Below are 17,482 nucleotides of genomic sequence, written 5' to 3' on the forward strand. Positions count from 1 at the left end.
CGGCACGCCAGGGCACGCGGTGCCGCGCGGACGAATGGAGACTATTTTTCTCATGGTGGAAGTTCAAGGGTGCCGTTGCGCCGGACAGGCGGCCTCCTCACTCCAGGAGCGCGAGATCGTCCGGGGTGTCGACGTCGTCCGGCGCCGCGACGTCCGCGCACTCCACGAGCCGTACGGCTGCGCCGTGTTGACGCAGATACGCGCGGGCGCCCCGGTCGCCGGTCGCCGACCGGGCGACGCCGTCCCACTGCTCCCGCCCCAGCAGCACCGGGTGCCCCCGCTCGCCGTCGTACGCCGCCGCCACGAGCCCCGCCCCGGCCCGGTGCGCGGCCAGCACCCGTGCCACCGCCTCCGGCCCGACGCGCGGCTGGTCCACCAGCATCACCAGCGCGGCCGTCGCGTCCGCGACGGCCGCGAGCGAGGCCAGGCCGGCCGTCAGCGAGGAGCCCATGCCCTCCGCCCAGCCCGGGTGGTCCACCAGGACCGCCCCCCTGGGACGCTCGCCGAGCCGCGCCCGCACCTCGGACGCCCCGGCGCCGAGCACCACGTGCACCGGCGCGCACCCACCCTCGCGCATCACCCGCACCGCACGCTCCACGAGCAGCTCGCCGCCCCGCTGCGTCAGCAGCGCCTTGGGCCGGCCCCCGAGCCGCCGCCCGCCCCCCGCCGCCAGCAACAGCCCCGCCACCGACGCCCGTTTCGCACCCGTGTCCGTCATCGCAGCCATGGGCCCTGCATACCGCATGGGTGACCGGATGTGCGCCGTACGCCAGTTCGTCACCCGCACGTGAACACCCGGCCTGAATTTCGCTGTGCGTGTGGCGCGGCACACGGAAAGTGGCGTTAACTGATCCGCGCGAGCGCGTGTGGGAGGGGGGCAGTCGTGGCGGAAGGCGCCGTTGTGGTGGAAGAGGTGCGAGCGGACCGTTTCGGCGAAGAGCCGGATCCGAGAGCGGGCGAGCTGGGCGCAGCGGTGTCCCGGCTGCGCCGGGCGCTGGCCGGGCACCCCGCCCTCTTACCCGACAGGGACGCGGCCGAGGACGAACTGGCCGCCCTCGACGCGATGGCCCGGGCCGGTGCGACGGACGTCTCCCGGCTGCGGCGCTCGCTCCTGCTCGTGGCCGGTGCCGTCGGTTCCGTCAGCGCCCTGGCACCCGCCCTCGGCGACGTCCGCGCGGCGGTCGAGAGCTTCGGCGGGCTGCCGGGCGAGGCCGAGGCCGCGAACGAGCCGGTGAACGGATCGGCGGACGGGCCGGCGGGCGGCGCGCCGGACGAGCGTGCGCTGCCGCGCCCCCGCGAGGGCGCCTGACACCGCCCGAGTGCCGCTCAGGCGGAGGCGGTCGTCCCGGCGAGCGTCACCGAGAGCTCGGCCGCCACCTCCTGCAGCAGGGGGACGATCCGCTCCGTCGCCGCCTCGGTGACCCGGCCCGCCGGGCCCGAGACGGAGATGGCCGCGGACGTGGGGGAGTCGGGCACCGGGACGGCGAGGCAGCGGACGCCGATCTCCTGCTCGTTGTCGTCCATCGCGAAGCCCGTCTCGCGCACCCGCGCGAGCTCCTCCAGGAAGCCCTCGGGCGTGGTGATGGTCTTCTCGGTCGCGGCGGGCATGCCCGTACGCCCCAGCAGGGCGCGCACCTCCTCGTCGGGCGACTGGGCCAGCAACGCCTTGCCCACGCCCGTGGAGTGCGGCAGGACCCGCCGGCCGACCTCGGTGAACATCCGCATCGAGTGCCGCGAGGGCACCTGTGCGACGTACACGACCTCGTCGCCGTCCAGAAGCGCCATGTTGGCGGTCTCGCCGGTCTCGTCGACCAGGCGGGCGAGGTGCGGGCGGGCCCAGGTGCCGAGCAGCCGCGAGGAGCTCTCGCCGAGCCGGATCAGCCGGGGGCCCAGGGCGTACCGCCGGTTGGGCTGCTGGCGGACGTACCCGCAGGCCACCAGCGTGCGCATCAGCCGGTGGATCGTCGGCAGCGGCAGCCCGCTGCTCGCCGACAATTCGCTCAGTCCGACCTCGCCCCCGGCGTCCGCCATCCGCTCCAGCAGGTCGAAGGCGCGCTCAAGGGACTGGACTCCGCCCGTGGTCGCGGCGGTTCGGGGCTCGGCAGGCGAGGGCACGGCGCTCCTTCCGGGATGGATGGGCAGCAGCCTACCGGCCACCGCCGGCCCCACACGGCGGTTTCTGTTCTGTGAAAGGCGCATTCCGGGAAATGAAAGGGTCTTGACGGCGGTGGGCGGCGACTGAAGACTTCCCGCATCGCGGTTCAACAGACCGTTGACATCGCGTCATCCGGGCTGCCGGGAGGCCGAGGCGTGGACGAGCGCAGGGACCAGAGCACGGATCGGGGCAAGGGCCGGGGGCCGGGGCAGGACGCGGACCGAGACACCGGCCGGAGCGCGGGGCGGCGCACGGGCCGGAGCGTGGACCTCGTCCTGCGGTCGACGCGGGTCGTCACCTCCGGGGCCGTGCGTCCCGCCACCGTCACCGTCACCCGCGGCCGGATCAGCGGTGTCCTGCCGTACGACGAGCCGCCCCCGCCCGGAGCCGCCGCCGAGGACCTCGGCGACGACGTGCTGCTGCCCGGCCTCGTCGACACCCACGTGCACGTGAACGACCCCGGCCGCAGCACCTGGGAGGGCTTCCCTGCCGCGACCCGCGCGGCGGCCGCCGGCGGCGTCACCACCCTCCTCGACATGCCCCTCAACAGCGTGCCGCCCACCACCACCGTGCCCGGCCTGCACGTCAAACGGGCCGCCGCACGCGACCGGGTGCACACCGACGTCGGATTCTGGGGCGGCGCGCTGCCCGGCAACGTCGCCGACCTGCGGCCGCTGCACGACGCGGGCGTCTTCGGCTTCAAGTCCTTCCTCTCCCCGTCCGGCGTCGAGGAGTTCCCGCACCTGGACCGCGCCGCCCTCGACGCCGTCGCCCGGGAGGTCGCCGCCCTCGGCGCCCTGCTCATCGTGCACGCCGAGGACCCCGGCCGGCTGGAGCGCGCCCCGCGCCCCGGCGGCCCGCGCTACGCCGACTTCCTCGCCTCCCGTCCCCGGGCCGCCGAGAACGAGGCCGTCGGCGCGCTGCTGGCCGCCGCCCGCCGGTACGGCACGCGCGTCCACGTCCTGCACCTGTCCTCCGCCGACGTCCTGCCCGCGCTCGCCGCAGCCCGGGCGGAGGGCGTACGGGTCACCGTCGAGACCTGCCCGCACTTCCTCACCCTGACCGCCGAGGAAGTCCCCGACGGCGCCACCGAGTTCAAGTGCTGCCCGCCCATCCGCGAGGCGGCCAACCAGGACGCGCTCTGGGCGGGGCTCGCCGACGGGACGATCGACTGCATCGTCTCCGACCACTCGCCCTGCACCGCCGATCTCAAGGACGGCGACTTCGGCACCGCCTGGGGCGGCATCTCCTCCCTCCAACTGGGACTGTCCGCCGTCTGGACCGCGGCGCGGCGGCGCGGGCACACCCTGCACGACGTGGCCCGCTGGATGTCCACCGCACCCGCCGCCCTCGCCGGCCTCGACCGCAAGGGCGCCATTGCACCCGGCCACGACGCCGACTTCGCCGTCCTCGCCCCCGACGAGACCTTCACCGTCGACCCCGCCGCCCTCCACCACCGCAATCCCGTCACCGCCTACGCGGGCCGGACCCTGCACGGGGTCGTACGGTCCACGTGGCTGCGCGGCCGCAAGATCGCCGACCGCGGCGGCGTCCCGCCCGAGCCCACCGGCCGACTCCTGGAGCGCACATGAGCACGCCCGGCATACCCGGCAGCATCCCCTCCTTCCCCGGAGCCGCGCGCCCCTACGCGGGCGGCGACCCCTACGCCGACTACCGCACCGCCGCCTTCCCCTTCACCGCCCTCCCCGACCTCGCCGACCGGCGGCTGGGCGCCGCCGTGACGGCCGCGAACGACGAGTTCTTCGCCGAGCGGGAGAACCTGCTCACCCCGGGCCCCGCCCGCTTCGACCCCGAGCACTACGGACACAAGGGCAAGGTCATGGACGGCTGGGAGACCCGCCGCCGGCGCGGCCCCTCCGCCGACCGCCCGCACCCCGCGGACGCGGACCACGACTGGGCCCTGGTCCGGCTCGGCGTACCCGGCGTCGTCCACGGCGTCGTCGTCGACACCGCCCACTTCCGCGGCAACCACCCCCAGGCCGTCAGCGTCGAGGCCACGGCACTGCCCGGCACCCCCTCCCCCGGGGAACTGCTCGCCGACGACGTGACGTGGACGCCCCTGGTGCCGCGCACCCCCGTCGGCGGCCACGCCGCCAACGGTTTCGCCGTGGAGACCGCACGGCGCTTCACCCACGTCCGCCTGCGCCAGTACCCCGACGGCGGCGTGGCCCGTCTGCGCGTCCACGGCGAAGCCCTGCCCGACCCCGCCTGGCTCGCCGCCCTGGGCACCTTCGACCTCGCGGCCCTGGAGAACGGCGGCCACGCCGAGGACGCCTCCGACCGCTTCTTCTCCTCCCCGGCCCACAGCATCCACCCGGGCCGCTCCCACCGGATGGACCACGGCTGGGAGACGCGCCGCCGCCGCGACCGGGGCAACGACTGGGTGCGCTACCGCCTCACCGGGCAGTGCGTGCCGAGAGCCGTCGAGATCGACACCGGCTGCTACAAGGGCAACGCGGCCGGATGGGCCGCCTTGTCCGTGCTCGACGCCACCACGGGTGCCGACCCGGCCGGCCACACCACCGGCTGGACGGAGGTGCTCCCCCGCACCCGCCTCCAGCCCGACACCGTGCACCGCTTCCCGTTGCCGGACGCGCCCGCCGCCACCCACGCCCGCATCGACATCTATCCCGACGGGGGCATCGCACGGCTGCGGCTCCACGGCTCGCTGACCGACGCCGGGGCGCGTCAGCTGTCGGCGAGGGTGTTCCAGAACATCGACTCGTAGTCCTGGAGGAGCCGCCCGTAGCGGTGCGCCAGCGGCTCCGAGAGCAGGCCACCGGCCAGCCCCTCCTCGACCGCCCCGAGGGCCGTGTGCTCACCGTCCGGATCGGGGCCGGCGAAGAAGTCGAAGAAGCCGCAGGCCGCGTCGGCGAAGCCGTAGTGGCTGCGCAGGGCGCCGCTCACGGTGGCGCAGTAGCCGCCCCAGGCCGCGAAGTTGGCGGTGAGCGCCACCACCGCGTCCACCGGCTCGGCGCCCAGGGCCAGCCAGGCCGCGTACGCCGGATACGCCTGGCAGCCGGCCCGCGGCTCGTGGGAGCGCACCGCCTCCTCGTCCAGCCCGCAGGCGGCCGCGAGCGGCCGCAACAGGCCGAGCGCGAGGTCCTCGCCGAGGGCGAGGTGCTCGAAGAAGGCGGCGGCGGCCGGCTGCCCGGCCCCCGTGGCACGGGCGGCGAGGTGCAGGAAGCTGCGGCGGTCGCCGGTGATGACGTGGTGCTGCTCCAGGGCGAGGGCCGCGAGGGCCGTGCGCGGGGCGGCGCCCGAGGCGATCAGGGGGACGAGGCGGTTGGAGCCGGGCGGCAGGGCGCGCACGGCGTCGTCGAGGACTTCCCGGGCGGTACGGGCCATGGGCCCAGGGTAGCCACGCCCGTCACCTCGCCCCGCCGAGATAGAAGAGGAGGAAGAAGAAGGCCACGATGAAGTGGACGGCGACGAGGTAGATGAAGACGCGGACCGTCATGCCCATCGGGGCGCGGTCCTCTTCCAGGTAGTCCTTCGCGTGGTCGCTCACGGCATTGCCCTCCGGGTCGGTGCGGCACCGCCGAGGCACAGCCCGGCGGCACCGCTCTGCATCAGCGTGTGCATGAACAGAAGGTCCACCCCGCCGCCCGACGCGGCCGCGATGCGGTGGGGGGTGAGGGAGTCGAAGTGGGCCGCGTCCCCGGGGTCGAGCAGGTGCACGCTCTCGCCGAGGGTCAGCCGCAGCCGGCCACCGGTGACGTAGAGCCACTCCTCGCCCGGGTGCACCCGCACCAGGTCCTCCTGGCCGCCCCGGCCCTGCGGCACGTGCAGCCGCAGGGCCTGCATGGCCCGCCCCGAGCCCCCCGCCCGCCAGTAGGTCCAGCCACCGGCCTCCTGCGCCTCCATCCGGTCGGCGCGTACGATCGGATCGCGCCCCTCGGGCACCTCGCCCAGCAGGTCGGAGACGGTCGTCCCGTAGGTGCGCGCCAGGGCCAGCAGCATCGGCAGGGACGGCGTCCGCTGCCCGGTCTCCAGCCGGGAGAGGTGTGCGGGGGAGAGTCCTGCCCGCGCGGCGGCGGCCTCCAGGGTCAGCCCGCTGCGCCGGCGCAGGGCACGCAATTGCGGTGCCACGGCGGGCAGGTCGTCTGCACTCATGCTTCCGGTATAGCCGGGTCGTACCTCAGGGGCAAAAGTTTTGCCTCTGAGGCAAAGCCTCCGCCATATGGCCCTCCGAGCCCGGTTAACGTCAGGAAAACATTAAATATTGGCGTTGACATGACATGTGCTACGCGCGTCATGCTGTGCCTCATGACAACCCCCCATCGCTTCGCGCGTGTTGCCGCCCTCGCCGCCCTGGCCTCCACGCTGCTCGTCGGCACGCCCGCCGTCGCCGCCGGCCCGGCCTCCGCTCCGGCCGTCCACGGGGTCGCCGCCGTGAAGACCGTCGGCGACATCTGCTACTCCGACCTGCCCTCGCAGGCCCACGACACCCTGCGCCTGATCGACCAGGGCGGCCCCTTCCCGTACCCGAAGGACGGCACCGTCTTCTCCAACCGCGAGCGCGTCCTGCCCCGGCAGGCCAGCGGCTACTACCACGAGTACACCGTGGTGACCCCGGGCTCCCCGGACCGCGGCGCCCGCCGGATCGTCGCCGGCCAGAAGGCGCACGAGGACTACTACACCGGGGACCACTACGCGACGTTCGACCTGGTCGACTTCGGCTGCTGACCCCGCCCGTCCCGCGTCCCGCCCCCTCCGCCGGGGGCGGGACCTTTTCTTGATCGTTCTGTACCTACTGGTATGTACACTGGTGATCATGAGTACCCCGGAACGGCTCATCGAGAGCACCCGCGAGCTCCTGTGGGAGCGCGGATACGTCGGCACCAGCCCGAAGGCCATCCAGCAGCGCGCCGGGGCCGGGCAGGGCAGCATGTACCACCACTTCGCCGGCAAGCCCGACCTCGCCCTCGCCGCGATCACCCGGACGGCCGGGGAACTGCGCGCCGCCGCGGAGGCGCAGTTCTCCGGGCCCGGCACGGCCGTGGAGCGCATCGCCGCGTACCTGCGGCGCGAGCGGGACGTCCTCAAGGGCTGCCCCGTCGGCCGCCTCACCCAGGACCCGGAGGTCATGGCGGACCCGGCGCTGCGCGCCCCGGTCGACGAGACCTTCGCCTGGCTGCGGGAGCGGCTCGCCTCCGTGCTGGCCGAGGGCCGCGACCGCGGCGAGCTGGCCGCCGCCCTCGACCCCGCCGCCACGGCGTCGACGGTCATGGCCGTGCTGCAGGGGGGCTACGTCCTGGCCCGGGCCGCCGGCTCCGAAGAACCGTTCCGCCAGGCGGTCGACGGTGTGCTCGGCCTGCTGGCCGCGCACACCGCCGCGTAACCGCCGACCGGAGAACCACCCACGCACAGCCGGGGGCAGCCGCCGAGCGCTGCGCCGGCAGAAGGAGAACATCCCGTGTACGCCATGCAGTACGAGCTCACCCTGCCCGCCGACTACGACATGAACGTCATCCGGAATCGGGTGGCGACCCGTGGCCACGCCCTCGACGACCGTGCCGGGCTGGGGCTGAAGGCATACGTCATCCGTGAACGCGGCGTCGACGGCTCCCCGGTCAACCAGTACGCCCCCTTCTATCTGTGGGCGGAGACCGGCGAGATGAGCCGGTTCCTGGTCGGCGGCGGCGGATTCCAGGGCATCATCGGTGACTTCGGGCGGCCCCCCGTCCACCACTGGACGGGCATCGCGTGCGAGGCGGGCCCGGCTCGCACCGCCGTTCCCCGCGCGGCCTCCCGGCGGCTGACGCCGCTGCCGGCCGGGGCCGACCCCGCGGCCCTGGTCGAGGACGCGCTGGCCGAACTGCACGACCTGGCCCGCACCGAGGCCGTGCACACCGCGGCGCTGGCCTTCGACCCCCGCCACTGGCAGCTGCTGCGGTTCGTCCTGTGGGAGACGGCCGTCCCGGCGACGGCCGACGCGCAGGACGAGCGCTACGAGGTGCTGCACCTCTCCGCGCCGCACCTGGACGCGATCCCGGCGGGGCGCCACTGGTGAAGGCGGTCGTCGCCGTCCGACGGGGGCCGATTGTCACTGCTTCCCGTTAACGTTTTGGTGGAACGACGTCCGGGGAGGCACGACACCCACGCACTTCGAGAAGGGCGGCGAACTTCCGTGTACCGCTGGGAGATCACCCGGGCCGCGCTGGCCCAAGGCGTCCTGGCCCAGGTCCGTGGCGACAGCTACGACCAGGCCGCATCGACGGCGGGCACCCTGCTCTCCGCGGGGATCACGAGCCTGGAGATATCCCTCACCACGCCCTTCGCCCTGGAGGCCGTCACCACGCTCGCCCGCGAGGTCGGTGACGAGGCCATCATCGGCGCGGGTGCCGTGCTGGACGCGGCCTCCGCCCGGATGGCCATCGACGCCGGCGCCCGCTTCCTGACCTCGCCGGGCCTCGACGCCGGGGTCATCCGCACCGGCCACCGCTACGGCGTGCCGGTCTTCCCGGGCGTCGCGACGCCCACCGAGCTGCTGCACGCCATGGAGCTGGGCGCCGACGCGCTCAAGCTCTTCCCCGCGGCGGGCCGGCACCCCGACTGGGTCGGCGCGGTGCGGGCCGAGCTGCCGCAGGCGCCGCTCGTGCCCAGCGGCGGGATATCGGTCGACAGCGCGCCCGACTGGATCGCCGCCGGCGCCGTCGCCTGCGGCATGGGCGCCGAACTCTCCGAGGGGGACCGCGATGCGGTGGCCAAGCGGGCCGGGGAGCTCCTCGGCCGGCTGGCGGAGGCCGGTCACCGCTGCGGCTGACGGTGCTGCAACAACCCCCGCATCAGCAGGTGCCGTTGAGGATCCTCCTTGCGACGGATGCCCCACGACCGTACGCCACCGTACGGTGAGGCGGTCGAGGGGCGGCTCCGCGGCCCCTCCGCCGGATTCTCCGACGATCAGGGGGTAGCGCCATGGGGGCGACCACGAACGACGCGGTGGGCGGCATCGGCGACCTGGCGGCGATGGGCGGGGAGTTCGCCCGTCACCCGTACAGCGTCTACGCCCGGCTGCGCGAGCAGGGGCCGGTGCACCGCGTGCGGATGCCGGAGGGCGCCGAGTGCTGGCTCGTCGTCGGCTACGACGAGGTGCGGGCCGCGCTCAACGACCCCAGGCTCTCCAAGGACTGGGCGAACGCCTCGGAGCACGTCGGCCTGCCGGTGGTCGCCCCCGGCCCGCACATGCTGATCACCGACGAGCCGCACCACACCCGGCTGCGCAGACTGGCCGCCAAGGAGTTCACCCCGCGGCGCGTCGAGGCGCTCGCCCCGCGCGTCCAGCAGCTCACCGACGACCTGCTGGACGCCATGCTGGCCGCCCCGGACCGCCGCGCCGACCTCGTCGAGGCGCTGTCCTTCCCCCTGCCCATGGGCGTCATCTGCGAACTGCTGGGCGTGCCGGACCTCGACCGCGCCGCCTTCCGCCACTGGTCGAACACCGCCATAGGCTCCGCCCCGCCGAAGGTGAAGGCCGAGGCGGCCGCCGAGGTCGCCGCCTACCTCGCCCGGCTGGTCGCCGACAAGCGCGAGCGGCCCGGCGACGACCTGATGAGCGCCCTGATCCGCACCACCGACGAGGACGGCGACCGGCTCTCGTCCCGCGAGCTCCTCGGCATGGCCTGGGTGCTGCTCGTCGCGGGCCACGAGACGACGGTCAATCTGATATCCAACGGCGTGCTCGCCCTGCTCACCCACCCCGCCCAGCTGGCCGACCTGCGCGCCGACCCCGGGCTGCTGGACAACGCCGTCGAGGAGATGCTCCGCTACGACGGCCCGGTGGAGACCTCCACCTTCCGCTTCACCACCGCGCCCATGGACATCGGCGGCACGCTCGTGCCCGGCGGCGGCGAACTCGTGCTCGTCGCCATCGCCGACGCCGACCACGACCCGGCCCGCTTTCCCGAGCCCGGCCGCTTCGACATCCACCGCGACCCGCGCGGCCACGTCGCCTTCGGCCACGGCATCCACTACTGCGTGGGCGCCCCGCTGGCCCGGCTGGAGGCCAGGATCGCCATCCGCTCGCTGCTGGAGCGGTGCCCCGACCTGGCCCTGGACGCCCACCCGGCCGCACTGACCTGGCGGGAGGGCCTGCTGATGCGCGGCCCGCACCACCTGCCCGTCCGGTTCTGACCACCCATGGCTCATGTCAGGACAATCGGACCTCCGGACTTCCCGTCAACAGGTCCCGGGGCTACGCTCCCTCCGTGGCGAAGCACCAACCCCTTCAGTTCTCCCTCGACCGGAGCAGTCCGGTCCCGCTCTACTTCCAGCTGTCCCAGCAGCTCGAAGCCGCGATCGAGCGGGGTGAGCTCGCCCCCGGCAGCCTCCTCGGCAACGAGATCGACCTCGCCGGGCGGCTGGGCCTGTCCCGGCCCACCGTCCGCCAGGCCATCCAGTCGCTGGTCGACAAGGGCCTGCTCGTGCGCCGCCGCGGCGTGGGCACCCAGGTCGTGCACAGCCAGGTCAAGCGCCCGCTGGAGCTGAGCAGCCTCTACGACGACCTGGAGGCGGCCGGCCAGAAGCCCGCCACCCGGGTGCTGCGCCACGCCGTCGAGCCGGCGACCGCCGAGGTGGCCGCGGCCCTCGGCGTCACCGAGGGCGCCGACGTCGTGCTCGTCGAGCGGCTGCGCCTCGCGCACGGCGAGCCCATGGCCCGGCTGCGCAACCACCTCCCCGTCGGGCTGCTCGCCCTCGACCACGACACGCTGGAGAACACCGGCCTCTACCGGCTGATGCGCATCGCCGGCATCACCCTGCACAGCGCCCGCCAGAGCATCGGCGCCCGTGCGGCCACCGCCGCCGAGGCCGAGCTGCTCGCCGAGCCGGAAGGGGCGCCGCTGCTGACGATGGAGCGCACGACCTTCGACGACACGGGCCGCGCCGTGGAGTTCGGCTCCCACCTCTACCGGGCCTCGCGGTACGCGTTCGACTTCCAGCTGCTGGCCCGCCCCTGAGGTGTCGTGTCGTAAGAATGTTCTGACAAAGTCTTGACGTGGTGTGGCGCCCGCCACTACACATCCACCCACGACGACCAGGGAAGGAACGCCCCGCACGACACCGCCGACGCCCCGGCCGACGGCGGTGACGGATGGTGACGGATACTTGGGCGGTTGGGCTTGCTGAGCGGGCCCGGCCGCACCGTGACAGACAGTGGAAGGGCAAGTCCTCGTGGCAAGGGTTCGGACAGGCGTACGTGCGGTGAGCGCCGTGCTGGCAGCGGTGCTCGGCGCCACACTGGCGGGGTGCAGCAGCACGGGCGGCAAGCGTGCCGAGGAGCGGGCCGCCAAGGCCGCCCAGGGCCGCGCCGCGGTCGACACCCCCCGGTGGACCTTCGCAATGGTCACTCACTCGGGCGATGGCGACACCTTCTGGGACATCGTCCAGAGCGGTGCCAAGCAGGCGGCCGCCAAGGACAACATCAAATTCCTCTACGCGCACGACGTCGAGGGGAACAAGCAGGCGCAGAACGTGCAGGCCATGATCGACCAGAAGGTCGACGGCCTGATCGTCACGCTCGCCAAGCCCGACGCCATGAAGGACGTCGTCGCCAAGGCGAAGAAGGCCGGCATCCCGGTCATCACCGTGAACTCCGGCTCCGACAAGTCCAAGGAGTTCGGCGCCCTCACCCACATCGGCCAGGACGAGACGATCGCCGGCGAGGCCGTCGGCGAGCAGCTCAACGAGCGCGGCCGGAAGAAGGCCGTCTGCGTCCTGCACGAGCAGGGCAACGTGGGCCACGAGCAGCGCTGCGAGGGCGTCAAGAAGAGCTTCAAGGGCGACCTGCAGAACCTCTACGTCGAGGGCACGAACATGCCCAACGTGCAGTCGTCCATCGAGGCCAAGCTGCAGTCCGACAAGGACATCGACTCCGTCGTGACCCTCGGCGCCCCCTTCGCCCCCACCGCCGTCAAGGCCGCCGAGCAGGCCGGCAGCAAGGCCGAGGTCGCCACCTTCGACCTCAACGCCAAGGTCGCCGACGCCCTGCAGAAGGGCACCCTCGCCTTCGCCGTCGACCAGGACCCGTACCTCCAGGGCTACGAGGCGGTCGACCTCCTGTGGCTCTACCGGTACAACCGCGACATGCTCGGCGGCGGCCGCCCGGTCCTGACCGGCCCGCAGATCGTCACCAAGGACGACGCCAAGGTCCTCGCCGAGTACGCCAAGCGGGGCACACGATGAGCGCAGCCACAGCACAGGCCGACGAACGACTGGTCCACCGCAGCATGCTGCGCCGCATGATCGGCCGCCCCGAGCTGGGCGCGGTCGTCGGAGCCGCCGCGGTCTTCCTCTTCTTCTCGTTCGCGGCCGACAGCTTCCTGAGGGCGTCGAGCCTGTCCACGGTCCTCTACGCGTCCTCCACCATCGGCATCATGGCCGTGCCCGTGGCGCTGCTGATGATCGGCGGCGAGTTCGACCTGTCGACGGGCGTCATGGTCACGACGTCGGCCCTGGTCTCGTCGATGTTCAGCTACCAGATGACGGCGAACGTCTGGGCCGGCGTGGGGGTCTCCCTCCTGACCACCCTGGCGATCGGCTTCTTCAACGGCTTCATGCTGACCCGCACCAAACTGCCGAGCTTCATCATCACGCTCGGCACGTTCCTGATGCTGACGGGCCTGAACCTGGGCTTCACCAAGCTCATCAGCGGCACGGTCTCCACCAAGACGATCGGCGACATGGAGGGCTTCGCCTCCGCCCGCGCGGTCTTCGCCTCCCACCTCACCGTCGGCGGCGTCGACCTGCAGGTGACGATCCTGTGGTGGCTGGCCCTGGTCGCCGTGGCGACGTGGATCCTCCTGCGCACCCGCGTGGGCAACTGGATCTTCGCGGTCGGCGGCGGCGCGGACGCGGCCCGGGCGGTCGGCGTCCCCGTCAACAAGACCAAGATCGGCCTCTACATGGCCGTCGCCTTCTGCGCCTGGATCTCGGGCCAGCACCTGCTGATGTCCTACGACGTCGTCCAGTCCGGCGAGGGCGTGGGCAACGAGTTCCTGTACATCATCGCGGCCGTCATCGGCGGCTGCCTGATGACCGGTGGCTACGGCTCGGCCATCGGCTCCGCGGTCGGCGCGTTCATCTTCGGCATGACCAGCAAGGGCATCGTGTACGCGCAGTGGAACCCGGACTGGTTCAAGTTCTTCCTCGGCGCGATGCTGCTCCTGGCGACCCTGCTGAACGCCTGGGTCCGTAAGCGTGCGGAGGCAACCAAGTGAGCGCCCTGGTCAAGCTCACGGACGTGAGCAAGTTCTACGGCAACATCCGTGCGCTGGAGGGCGTCTCGCTGGAGGTCCACGCGGGCGAGATCACCTGCGTCCTCGGCGACAACGGCGCGGGCAAGTCGACCCTCATCAAGATCATCGCGGGTCTGCACCAGCACGACGAGGGATCCTTCGAGATCGAGGGTGAAGAGGCGGAACTGGCCTCCCCCCGCGAGGCCCTGAACCGGGGCATCGCCACGGTCTACCAGGACCTGGCGGTCGTGCCCCTGATGCCGGTCTGGCGGAACTTCTTCCTCGGCTCGGAGCCGACGAAGGGGGCGGGCCCCTTCAAGCGCCTGGACGTGCAGAAGATGCGCGAGACGACCCGCGCGGAGCTGCTCCGCATGGGCATCGACCTGCGCGACGTGGACCAGCCGATCGGCACGCTCTCGGGCGGCGAGCGCCAGTGCGTGGCCATCGCCCGTGCGGTGTACTTCGGCGCCAAGGTCCTGGTCCTGGACGAGCCGACCGCCGCGCTCGGCGTGAAGCAGTCCGGCGTCGTCCTGAAGTACGTGGCGGCCGCCCGTGACGCGGGCCTGGGTGTGGTCCTGATCACGCACAACCCGCACCACGCGTACCTGGTCGGCGACCGCTTCGTCCTCCTCAAGCGGGGGGCGATGGCGGGCAGCCACGGCAAGAACGAGATCGCCCTCGACGAACTGACCCGCCAGATGGCGGGCGGCAGCGAGCTCGACCAGCTCAGCCACGAGCTGGAACGCGCGCCGTCCCCGGACGTCATCGGCGGCAAGCCGGTCGTCTCCGACGACTCCGCCTGACGCGGCCCGCCCCGCCGGGGCTTCCGCGCCTCCGGCGCGGGGGTTCGCGCCCACCCACCCGCCCGATCGCCCGGAACCGTCAGTCACGACGTCGTGACGCGAGGGGGGGCGGACGGAGGGCGGGCCTGACGGCGGGGTGAGGAGGGCCCGCCCTCGGCGTGAGGGGCAGGGCGAGAACGGCCCGTCAGCGGCCCGGCGGCGTGAGGGGGCGGGGTGGGGTGGGCCCTGGCAGGGGGCGTGACGCGTTATTTGCGGCGGCGTTCGGGGCACGCTCGACGGCTGACGGTTGCCGTAAATAATGCAGCCCCCAGAAGGGCCCGCCCCACCCCGTCCCCGCCCCGGCGCACGGCCCACCGCACCGCCGGGACACCCCGAACCGCACCCCGACGGCACCCGCACCACACCCCCACCACACTCCCACCGCCCCCACCCCCGCCCCCCACCGTTGTGCATCGCAACCCACCCGTGAGGCACAATCGGCCACGACCGACCGCATCCACGAGGCCCTGGCCTCACGAGACCACCGCAGGGGCAACGACCGCGATGAGCATGTACCGCGAGCGGGTACACCGGGGCAGCGCCACAGCGACCGTGCTCCGCACGGTCGGCACGCGCGAGCGGCGCTCGCACCTCACCGCCCCCCGCGTCCCCACCGTCGGCATCGACATCGGCGGCACCAAGGTCATGGCCGGCGTCGTCGACGCCGACGGCAACATCCTGGAGAAGCTCCGCACGGAGACCCCGGACAAGTCCAAGAGCCCCAAGGTCGTCGAGGACACCATCGTCGAGCTCGTCCTCGACCTCTCCGACCGCCACGACGTCCACGCCGTGGGCATCGGCGCCGCCGGCTGGGTCGACGCCGACCGCAACCGCGTCCTCTTCGCCCCCCACCTGTCGTGGCGCAACGAACCCCTGCGCGACCGCCTCGCCGGCCGCCTCGCCGTTCCCGTCATGGTCGACAACGATGCCAACACCGCCGCCTGGGCCGAGTGGCGCTTCGGCGCCGGCCGGGGCGAGGACCACCTGGTCATGATCACCCTCGGTACGGGCATCGGCGGCGCCATCCTGGAGGACGGCCAGGTCAAGCGCGGCAAGTTCGGCGTCGCCGGCGAGTTCGGTCACATGCAGGTCGTGCCCGGCGGCCACCGCTGCCCCTGCGGCAACCGCGGCTGCTGGGAGCAGTACAGCTCCGGCAACGCCCTGGTCCGCGAGGCCCGCGAGCTCGCCGCCGCCGAGTCCCCGGTGGCCTACGGCATCATCGACCGCGTCGGCGGCAACATCCCCGAGATCACCGGCCCGCTGATCACCGAGCTGGCCCGGGAGGGCGACGCCATGTGCGTCGAGCTCCTCCAGGACATCGGCCAGTGGCTGGGCGTCGGCATCGCCAACCTGGCCGCCGCCCTCGACCCCTCCTGCTTCGTCATCGGCGGTGGCGTCAGCGCCGCCGACGACCTGCTGATCGGCCCGGCCCGGGACGCCTTCCGCCGGCACCTCACCGGGCGCGGTTACCGCCCGGAGGCCCGGATCGTCAAGGCACAGCTGGGCCCCGAGGCCGGCATGGTCGGCGCCGCCGACCTGGCCCGCCTCGTCGCCCGCCGTTTCCGCCGCGCCAACCGGCGCCGCGTCGAGCGCTACGAGCGGTACGCGAGGGCGGGCCGGGGATGAGCATCATGGAACACACGGAACGCAAGAACGAGCCCGGCGACGACGGCCCGTCCGCCGACGCCACCCGGGGCGGCACCCCGGGCGGCACCCACGGCAGCGCGCCGGGCGGCACCCAAGGCGGCACCCCGGACGGCCCCCCGGCGGCCACCCGCCGTTCCCGCCCCTGGGTCAAGCCCGTCGTCATCTTCCTCCTGCTCGCCATCCCGGCCGGCTACCTCTACATCTCCGCGATGCAGAGCCGCAAGGGCAGCACCACCAAGCGCGAGGAGGCCGTCTCCAAGGGCCTGGAGGAGGGCTGGCCGTCCAAGGTCCAGCGGCGCATCTACGGCATGACGGTCCCGGCCTACGCCACCGACGTCGCCCACTACGAGACCAACTCCTGGCGCACGAGCTCGCTGTACCTGCAGTTCACGACCAACCGCAAGAAGCTCGACAAGTGGCTCAAGCAGGTCGGCACCAACCGGGCGGCGCTCCAGGACGGCCGCATCACCATCGACGCGGACGAGGCGGCGGTGGTCGGCTGGAAGTTCGGCAGCGGACACCACTGGAAGGGCACGGTCCGGGAGCAGGACAAGCCCAAGCCGAACTTCCAGATCACGGCCAACATGGACAACCCGGACCGCCCCCGGGTATTCGTGATCTCGACCGTGACCCCCTGAGGCAGGGACGCCCCACCCCAGGAAAACCCTGTGGATGCCTGTGTCGGCCCTTGAGACTCGCTCTCGGGGGCCGACTTCGTATGCGTGGGGTGAGGGGATCCCGACGAGCCGCCGTCCCCTGAATCCTCGGCAGAAACCATGGGTCCCGGGCACGTCAATATCTGTGCTGGCGAAGTGAGAATTAAGCTCGGGGCGTGATGAATATTATTCACTCGACAGGCGGGGCCGAGTTATTCTCCGCGCACGGCCGATCGCGCCGTGCTAGTCTCGGTCTCAGTTGCAGTTGTGGTTCCCGAAATCCTTCAGGTGTTCCCGCCGGTTCACTCCGGCGGTGATCCTTTCTGGCTCCGGTCATTTCCGGCGGGGTGATCATCGCGGCGACACGGAATGCACGCAGTGTGAACCGAAGAGACCGCCCCGAAGGAGAAATGACATGGCTTCCGGATCCGTGAAGTGGTTCAACGCAGAAAAGGGCTTCGGCTTCATCGAGCAGGACGGTGGCGGCGCTGACGTCTTCGCCCACTACTCGAACATCGCCGCCCAGGGCTTCCGCGAGCTGTCGGAGGGCCAGAAGGTCACGTTCGACATCGCGCAGGGCCAGAAGGGCCCGACGGCCGAGAACATCGTTCCCGCCTGACGTCGGCACGCACCCTCGCAGCCGGGGCCCGCACCTTGGGGTGCGGGCCCCGGCTCGATGCGTTTCAGGGGATTCGCGACCCGCTGTCCGGGGCCCGCCCGAATTCCGGATGAAAATCCGTCGGAACCTCTGCACGGAACGCCCGGCCCCACCGCGGGAATCGCATCATGGGCTCCGGCGGAGCCTCCGTGAGCAACCCTCTGCCGATCCGATTGTTCCTCCGATTCGGTTCCCATTTGCTTCGGCTCGTTCTTGCGATTTCTGCGCTGCTCGTTTTCTGCGGGAATTCCTTGATACGTGCCACG

20 protein-coding genes are annotated in these 17,482 nt (G+C 72.6%); 15 read left to right on the top strand and 5 right to left on the bottom strand.

Features of this window, described 5'->3' with window-relative positions; all coding sequences use genetic code 11:
• Positions 1–97 precede the first annotated feature (97 nt).
• Positions 98–718: a nucleotidyltransferase family protein gene (locus tag LE181_RS00735; RefSeq protein ID WP_225658978.1), complete on the bottom strand. Its 621-nt coding sequence runs from the start codon at positions 716–718 to the stop codon at positions 98–100.
• 186 nt (positions 719–904) lie between these two features.
• Between LE181_RS00735 and LE181_RS00740 the strand changes: the two genes are divergently transcribed.
• Positions 905–1,309: a DUF5955 family protein gene (locus LE181_RS00740; protein WP_225658886.1), complete on the top strand. Its 405-nt coding sequence runs from the start codon at positions 905–907 to the stop codon at positions 1,307–1,309.
• Positions 1,310–1,326: 17 nt separating this feature from the next.
• Here the strand turns inward: LE181_RS00740 and LE181_RS00745 are convergent, their stop codons facing one another.
• On the bottom strand, positions 1,327–2,115 hold the full coding sequence (locus LE181_RS00745) for an IclR family transcriptional regulator (protein ID WP_225658887.1): 789 nt from the start codon (positions 2,113–2,115) through the stop codon (positions 1,327–1,329).
• A gap of 303 nt (positions 2,116–2,418) precedes the next feature.
• On the opposite strand from LE181_RS00745, the gene allB reads away from it, so the two are divergent.
• Both allB and alc read left to right on the top strand, forming a co-directional pair.
• Positions 2,419–3,747 (top strand): allantoinase AllB, encoded by a 1,329-nt coding sequence (gene allB / locus LE181_RS00750; RefSeq protein WP_225658979.1) that lies wholly within the window; start codon positions 2,419–2,421, stop codon positions 3,745–3,747.
• Positions 3,744–4,904, top strand: a complete 1,161-nt coding sequence (alc, locus tag LE181_RS00755; RefSeq protein ID WP_225658888.1) for an allantoicase — start codon at positions 3,744–3,746, stop codon at positions 4,902–4,904. Before allB ends, alc begins: the two co-directional genes overlap by 4 nt.
• Here the strand turns inward: alc and LE181_RS00760 are convergent.
• Genes LE181_RS00760 through LE181_RS00770 form a run of 3 tightly spaced genes read right to left on the bottom strand, consistent with a single transcriptional unit; the run spans position 4,865 to position 6,292 of the window.
• A complete protein-coding gene (locus LE181_RS00760; RefSeq protein ID WP_225658889.1) occupies positions 4,865–5,524 on the bottom strand; it encodes a heme oxygenase-like domain-containing protein in 660 nt (219 codons plus the stop codon). The genes alc and LE181_RS00760 overlap by 40 nt on opposite strands.
• Positions 5,525–5,546: 22 nt before the next feature.
• Positions 5,547–5,687, bottom strand: coding sequence for a DUF6126 family protein (locus LE181_RS00765; RefSeq protein ID WP_190110591.1), 141 nt, complete (start codon positions 5,685–5,687; stop codon positions 5,547–5,549).
• Positions 5,684–6,292 (bottom strand): helix-turn-helix domain-containing protein, encoded by a 609-nt coding sequence (locus LE181_RS00770; protein ID WP_225658890.1) that lies wholly within the window; start codon positions 6,290–6,292, stop codon positions 5,684–5,686. The genes LE181_RS00765 and LE181_RS00770 overlap by 4 nt, the downstream gene beginning before the upstream one ends.
• Before the next feature lie 153 nt (positions 6,293–6,445).
• Between LE181_RS00770 and LE181_RS00775 the strand changes: the two genes are divergently transcribed.
• The 12 genes from LE181_RS00775 to LE181_RS00830 all read left to right on the top strand — a co-directional run bounded on the left by LE181_RS00775 (position 6,446) and on the right by LE181_RS00830 (position 17,177).
• Positions 6,446–6,865: a guanyl-specific ribonuclease gene (locus LE181_RS00775; protein ID WP_225658891.1), complete on the top strand. Its 420-nt coding sequence runs from the start codon at positions 6,446–6,448 to the stop codon at positions 6,863–6,865.
• A gap of 88 nt (positions 6,866–6,953) precedes the next feature.
• The gene (locus LE181_RS00780) at positions 6,954–7,520 is read left to right on the top strand and encodes a TetR/AcrR family transcriptional regulator (protein WP_225658892.1); all 567 of its coding nucleotides are present in this window, start codon (positions 6,954–6,956) and stop codon (positions 7,518–7,520) included.
• A gap of 75 nt (positions 7,521–7,595) precedes the next feature.
• Positions 7,596–8,192 (top strand): DUF4865 family protein, encoded by a 597-nt coding sequence (locus LE181_RS00785; protein WP_225658893.1) that lies wholly within the window; start codon positions 7,596–7,598, stop codon positions 8,190–8,192.
• A gap of 117 nt (positions 8,193–8,309) precedes the next feature.
• Entirely contained in the window at positions 8,310–8,945 is a 636-nt protein-coding gene (locus LE181_RS00790; protein WP_225658894.1) for a bifunctional 4-hydroxy-2-oxoglutarate aldolase/2-dehydro-3-deoxy-phosphogluconate aldolase, read from the top strand.
• Positions 8,946–9,097: 152 nt separating this feature from the next.
• Positions 9,098–10,312 (top strand): cytochrome P450 family protein, encoded by a 1,215-nt coding sequence (locus LE181_RS00795; protein WP_225658895.1) that lies wholly within the window; start codon positions 9,098–9,100, stop codon positions 10,310–10,312.
• Positions 10,313–10,386: 74 nt separating this feature from the next.
• Complete coding sequence (locus LE181_RS00800) at positions 10,387–11,136, top strand: GntR family transcriptional regulator (RefSeq protein ID WP_225658896.1); 750 nt, start codon at positions 10,387–10,389, stop codon at positions 11,134–11,136.
• A 214-nt stretch (positions 11,137–11,350) separates the two neighbouring features.
• Entirely contained in the window at positions 11,351–12,361 is a 1,011-nt protein-coding gene (locus LE181_RS00805; protein ID WP_443742915.1) for a sugar ABC transporter substrate-binding protein, read from the top strand.
• Positions 12,358–13,395 (top strand): ABC transporter permease, encoded by a 1,038-nt coding sequence (locus LE181_RS00810; RefSeq protein WP_225658897.1) that lies wholly within the window; start codon positions 12,358–12,360, stop codon positions 13,393–13,395. Before LE181_RS00805 ends, LE181_RS00810 begins: the two co-directional genes overlap by 4 nt.
• Positions 13,392–14,216, top strand: coding sequence for an ATP-binding cassette domain-containing protein (locus LE181_RS00815; RefSeq protein WP_225658898.1), 825 nt, complete (start codon positions 13,392–13,394; stop codon positions 14,214–14,216). Before LE181_RS00810 ends, LE181_RS00815 begins: the two co-directional genes overlap by 4 nt.
• A 543-nt stretch (positions 14,217–14,759) precedes the next feature.
• Positions 14,760–15,881, top strand: a complete 1,122-nt coding sequence (locus tag LE181_RS00820) for an ROK family glucokinase (protein ID WP_225658899.1) — start codon at positions 14,760–14,762, stop codon at positions 15,879–15,881.
• Positions 15,882–15,886: 5 nt separating this feature from the next.
• Positions 15,887–16,540: a hypothetical protein gene (locus tag LE181_RS00825; protein ID WP_225658900.1), complete on the top strand. Its 654-nt coding sequence runs from the start codon at positions 15,887–15,889 to the stop codon at positions 16,538–16,540.
• 433 nt (positions 16,541–16,973) lie between these two features.
• Complete coding sequence (locus LE181_RS00830; RefSeq protein ID WP_225658901.1) at positions 16,974–17,177, top strand: cold-shock protein; 204 nt, start codon at positions 16,974–16,976, stop codon at positions 17,175–17,177.
• Positions 17,178–17,482 lie beyond the last annotated feature (305 nt).

The sequence above is a fragment of the Streptomyces sichuanensis genome (assembly GCF_020328095.1).
Taxonomy (GTDB): Bacteria; Actinomycetota; Actinomycetes; order Streptomycetales; family Streptomycetaceae; genus Streptomyces; species Streptomyces cinnamoneus.